A 5,148-nucleotide genomic window follows, 5' to 3' on the forward strand; every position below is an offset into this window, starting at 1 on the left:
CGTCGAGCCCCCCCCCCCCCCCGGGGCCCCCACGTCGGCCCCCGCCGCCACCGTTCGCCCCGGTGGCGGCGGGGACACCGGCTCCCGTGTCACCCGGCCTGCGCCCGCCACTCCTCCGCGTAAGCGTCGAAGATCGCCCGCAGATGGTGGCCGATCTTCAGGTAGTCCAGGTCGTCCAGGTTGGCCAGCGACACCCGCACCGACCACTCCGGGCCGTCGAAGCCACCGCCGTTGAGCAGGACCACCGAGGTCTGCTCGGCCAGCCGGAACAGCGGGTCGACCGGCTCGTAGTTCTGCTCCAGGAAGTCGGCGAACGGCTTCCCGTGGGCCCGCTCCGCCTCGGCCAGCAGGTCCAGTTCGATGTAGTACGCCGCCCGCTTCGGATCCTCCGAGATCTTCATGTGCGCGCCCTCCAGCAGGAGTTCGAGCCGCTGCCGCACGATCGCCCGGATCCGGTGCTTGTACGCCTGCCCCTCATCCAGCATGTCGAAGAGCGAGAACAGCGCCATCATCACCTGCTGCGGCAGCGAGAGCCCCGCCGTGTGGTTCAGCGCCACCTGCCGGGAGTCCGCCACCAGCCGGTCGATGAACCGCATCTTCTCGGGCTCCAAGGTCAGCGATCCGTAACGCCTGTTGAGCCGTTCCTTCTGCTCCCGGTCCTGCTCCGCCAGCATCGCGTCGATCACGTTGTCGTCGTGCAGCGCGATCACCCCGAGCCGCCAGCCGGTCGCCCCGTAGTGCTTGGAGTAGGAGTAGACGAGGAGGGTGTTGCGGGGCAGGTCGGCCGCGAGCGAGCGGAAGCCCTCCACGAAGGTCCCGTACACATCGTCCGTCACGATGATCAGGTTCGGGTTCCGTTCGCCGACGACGGACACGATCTGCTCGGAGACCCTGGTGGAGAGCGCCAGCGAGGGCGGGTTGCTCGGGTTGACGCAGCAGACCAGCTTGATGGAGGGGTCCGCGAGCTTGGCGACCTCCTCCTCCGGGTAGCGCCACTGCCGCACCCCGGTCTCGGTGAACAGGCTCGCCTCCACGTGCACCACGTCGAAGTCGTACGTGTCCAGCTCGGGGATCTCCAGGTACGGGGTGAACACCGGCACCATCAGGGCGATCCGGTCGCCCTTCTTCAGGACTCCGTTCTTCATCAGCGAGTCGAAGATGTAGCACATCGCCGCCGTGCCGCCCTCGGTCGCGAACAGGCTGAGCGTCTGCCCCTCGGGCGGCCGGTGGTCGAACATCTCGTCCGCGACATAGCCGCGCACGATCTCCTCGGTGTGGCGCAGGATCCGGTCCGGCACCGGGTAGTTGTCCCCGATCGAGGAGTCCGCCAGCTCGTGCAGGAACGCCTCGCGGTCGAAGCCGAACCGCTTCACCGCCAGGTCCACGCTCGCCTTCAGCAGCTCGATGCCCGGCAGCTCCGGGTGCGTACGGACGAAGTGGTCGAAGCGCTCCGCACACCCCGCCTCCTCCGGCATGCCGCCCAGGTTGTCGGCCGTCCACACCCGCCGGCACTCCGAGATCGCGAAGTAGCCGAGCGCGTGGTACGCCTCGCGGGGGCCGGTGGCGACCCAGTTGGGGTTGCCGCGACCGGCGTTGAGCATGGCCCGGGTCGTCTTCCCCTTCTGGCCCGGCCGGTCGCTCTGCGCGTCCGTCGCGATCCGGATGAACGTGTCCTTCAGCTCGAAGGGGGAGAGCTGGGCGTAGGACCGGATCTCGTCGCGGCTGAGGCGGGTCTTCGGCATGGTGGTGTCCGTTCCGTACGGGTCCGGGGCGCGAAGGGAGGTCACGTCATGCCCCCAGGACGCCGACCAGGATGGGCCCGGTCAGCGGCAGCAGGAAGTTGGAGAGCGTGTACGTGATCGTGTAGCCGAGAAGCGGGACGGAGCTCTGGGCCACCTGGGTGATGGAGGTGATCGCCGGGGTCGAGCACTGCTGGCCGGCGATGGCGCCGATCAGGAGCGGCTTCTCGATCTTCAGCAGCTTGGTCCCGACGATCAGCGAGATCGTTGCCGGGACCAGCACCATGGCGATGCCCGCGAACGGCAGGAGCGCCCCGTACTCCTTCAGCAGCGGCCAGGCCTGCGGGCCCGCCGCCAGTCCCGTACAGGCGATGAAGACGGCCAGGCCCATGTCCTTGAGCGTGGTCGCGGCCTGCGGCGGGAACGCTCCGAAGGTCTGGCTGCGGGAGCGGAACCAGCCGAAGACCAGACCCGAGATCAGGCAGCCGCCGCCGGTGCCGAGCGACATCGGGACGTCCCCGAGCTTGACGACGATCTGGCCGAGCAGCGAGCCCGCCACGATGCCGAAGCCGAGGTAGACGAAGTCGGTGGCGTCGTTCTTCACGACCGCGCCGAGCTTGCCGACGAGCCGGTTCAGCCCGCCCCGGGCGCCGACCAGGGTGAGGACGTCGCCCCGGGCGAGGACCGTCTCCCCGCTGGCGGGCAGATGCTGGTCGTTGCGGAGCACATCGGTGATGTACACGCCGTCCTTGCGGAACTCCGGGTGCCGCCTTTCCAGCCGGTCGATGGTCGCGCCGATGGTCTCCTTCTCGGTGACGGCGACCTGGTTGGTGGCCAGCGGGGTGTCGAGCCCCGGCACGGCCGGGGTCTCCGGGCCGATCTCCCGGCCCGCGTCGATGATCGCCGCCCGCTCCCCGACCACCTGCACCAGATCGCTGAGCGTCAGCTCCAGACCGGGGGAGGGCGTCAGCAGCCTGCTGCCGCGCTTGACGCCCTCGACGGTGATCCGGCCGCCCATGGCGCTCTGGAGGTCACCGACGGTCCGGCCGTCGGCCCGCGTCACCAGATACGTACGGCCCACCATGGCGGGCAGCGCCTCGCGCTCGTCGGACTCCAGACCGGCCTGCCCGCCGCGCATCTTCTCCCACAGCTCGCGCGAGGCGTCCGCCAGGTTGATGCGCAGCAGCATCGGCATGATCTGGCTGGTGAACAGCACGATCGTGATCAGGCCGAAGAGATAGCAGACCGTGTAGGCGGTGGCCACGTGCCCCTGGTACTGGGTGATCTGCTCGGAGGTCAGGTCGCTGAGCTTCCCGATCGCCTCGGAGGCCGTGCCCACGACGGCGGACTCGGTGGCCGCCCCGGCCAGGATCCCGGAGGCCGTGCCCACGTCCAGGTCGAAGGCCTTGGCGAGCCCGAAGGCGATCCCGAGGACACAGACCAGCTCGATCAGGCAGAGCGTGAAGAAGCGCAGGCTCTTGCGGTTCAGGTTGGCGAAGAACTGCGGCCCGGCCAGGTAGCCGAGCGAGAAGATGAACAGCGCGAAGAAGACCGTCTTGACGTCGTCGTCGACGCTCACGTGCCGGGTGCCGATCAGCAGCGACACGATCAGGGTGCCGCAGATACCGCCGAGCGTGATCGGGCCGAAGCGGAGTTTGCCGACGAGATAGCCGGCCGCGAGGCAGAAGAAGAGGGCAAGTTCGGGATTGTCGCGCAGGACGCCCATCCCGCCTCACTCACCGGTGCTGGTGTCGGCGACCAGGATGATCAGAAGGCGCATAAGGGAAAAATTAACAGGGGCGGTGTGCGTCGGCACCTCACCCGGCCCGGACCACCCCCGTTCACCTTCCGACGGGAGGGCCGCCCCGGACCCCCTTCGTGACGCCCCGGACATCCCTCGGCAACGAAATCGTCTTCAACTCTTGACACCTACCCCCTGGAGGCAGGAACCTTCCGGCAACGATGCATGGGAGCGCTCCCATGCGCCATTGCCGGATTCCCGGAACAAGGAGCAGTGGAATGCGCATCACCCGCAGCGTTGCCGGTCGACGCCACAGAACCGCCCTCTTGGCCACCACGGGCCTCACGGCCACGGCCCTCCTGCTCACCGGATGCGGTGGCTCGTCCGACTCGGACAAGGGAGCCGACGCGAACGGCAACATCACCCTGACCGTCGCCGACTTCGGGCAGTTCGGTTACAAGGAGGCCGGGCTCTTCGAGAAGTACCACGAGCTGAATCCGAAGATCACGGTCAAGGAGGACACCACCGCCGAGGAGAAGAACTACTATCCCAAGCTCCTCCAGCAGCTGAACTCCGGCAGCGGCCTCGCTGACGTCCAGGGCATCGAGGTCGGCCGGATCAAGGAGATCGTCGACACCAAGGCGGACTCCTTCGCCGACCTCTCCAAGGTCATCGGCGTGGACGAGTGGGTGTCCTGGAAGGCGAAGCAGGCCACGGCCCCCAGCGGCGCGGTCATCGGCGCGGGCACCGACATCGGCCCCATGTCCCTCTGCTACAACCGCGAACTCTTCGAGAAGGCCGGGCTGCCCACCGAGCGCGACGAGGTGGCGAAGCTGACCGAGGGCGGCTGGGAGGCCTACCTCGCCCTCGGCGAGCAGTACAAGAAGAAGGCCCCCTCCGGCACGTACTTCATGGACTCCGCGAGCGCCATGTTCAACGCCGTGGTCAGCTCCAGCCCCGAGCAGTACTACGACGCGAGCGGCAAGCCGATCTACAAGGACAGCGCGAGCGTCGAGAAGGGCTGGCAGCTCGCCTCCCAGGCCGCGTCCAAGAAGCTGACGCAGGGCCTGGCCCAGTTCGAGGACCAGTGGCAGGCGGCCCTGCGCAAGAGCACGGTGGCCACCGTCGTCTGCCCCGCCTGGATGGCCGGCCAGATCTCCACGTACGCCGGTGACGCCAACAAGGGCAAGTGGGACATCACCAGCGCCCCCGGCGGCACCTCCGCCAACTGGGGCGGCTCCTTCCTCGCCGTTCCCAAGTCCGGCAGACACGTCGACGAGGCCGCCAAGCTCGTCAAGTGGCTGACCGCCCCCGAGCAGCAGGCCGCCGTCTTCAAGGCGATCGGCGTCTTCCCGTCCAACCAGGGCGCCTACGAGCTGCCCGACGTGAAGAACGCGACCCTGCCGTACTTCAACAACGCCCCCATCGGCCAGATCTACGCCGACGGCGCGAAGTCCATCCCCGAGGCGGTCCTCGGCCCGAAGGACGGCGTGATCAAGGACTCCATCTCCACCCAGATCAACAACATGGAGCAGCGCGGCACCAGCCCCGACGACGCCTGGGACGCGGCCGTCCGGACGATCGACAAGGCCATCGGCTGACCCCGATCCGCCCTCCCGGGGCGGGCGGCAGCTGCCCCGCCCCGGGAGGGCGGATCGGGGTCAGCCG

At 68.6% G+C, this 5,148-nt stretch carries 2 protein-coding genes and 1 pseudogene; 1 reads left to right on the forward strand and 2 read right to left on the reverse strand.

Translation table 11 applies throughout. The features are described from left to right. Positions 1–89 precede the first annotated feature (89 nt). Complete coding sequence (locus tag D3105_RS32075) at positions 90–1,742, reverse strand: bifunctional aspartate transaminase/aspartate 4-decarboxylase (protein WP_118906371.1); 1,653 nt, start codon at positions 1,740–1,742, stop codon at positions 90–92. 46 nt (positions 1,743–1,788) lie between these two features. Further along, positions 1,789–3,465 carry an aspartate-alanine antiporter gene (gene aspT / locus D3105_RS32080; protein ID WP_118906369.1) on the reverse strand — a complete coding sequence of 559 codons (1,677 nt, stop codon included), beginning with the start codon at positions 3,463–3,465 and terminating at the stop codon, positions 1,789–1,791. Between the two features lie 293 nt (positions 3,466–3,758). Between aspT and D3105_RS32085 the strand changes: the two are divergent. Continuing rightward, a pseudogene (locus D3105_RS32085) lies at positions 3,759–4,865 on the forward strand (ABC transporter substrate-binding protein); the annotation flags it as partial. Positions 4,866–5,148 lie beyond the last annotated feature (283 nt).

The sequence above is a fragment of the Streptomyces globisporus genome, from assembly GCF_003501885.1.
GTDB lineage: Bacteria > Actinomycetota > Actinomycetes > Streptomycetales > Streptomycetaceae > Streptomyces > Streptomyces globisporus_D.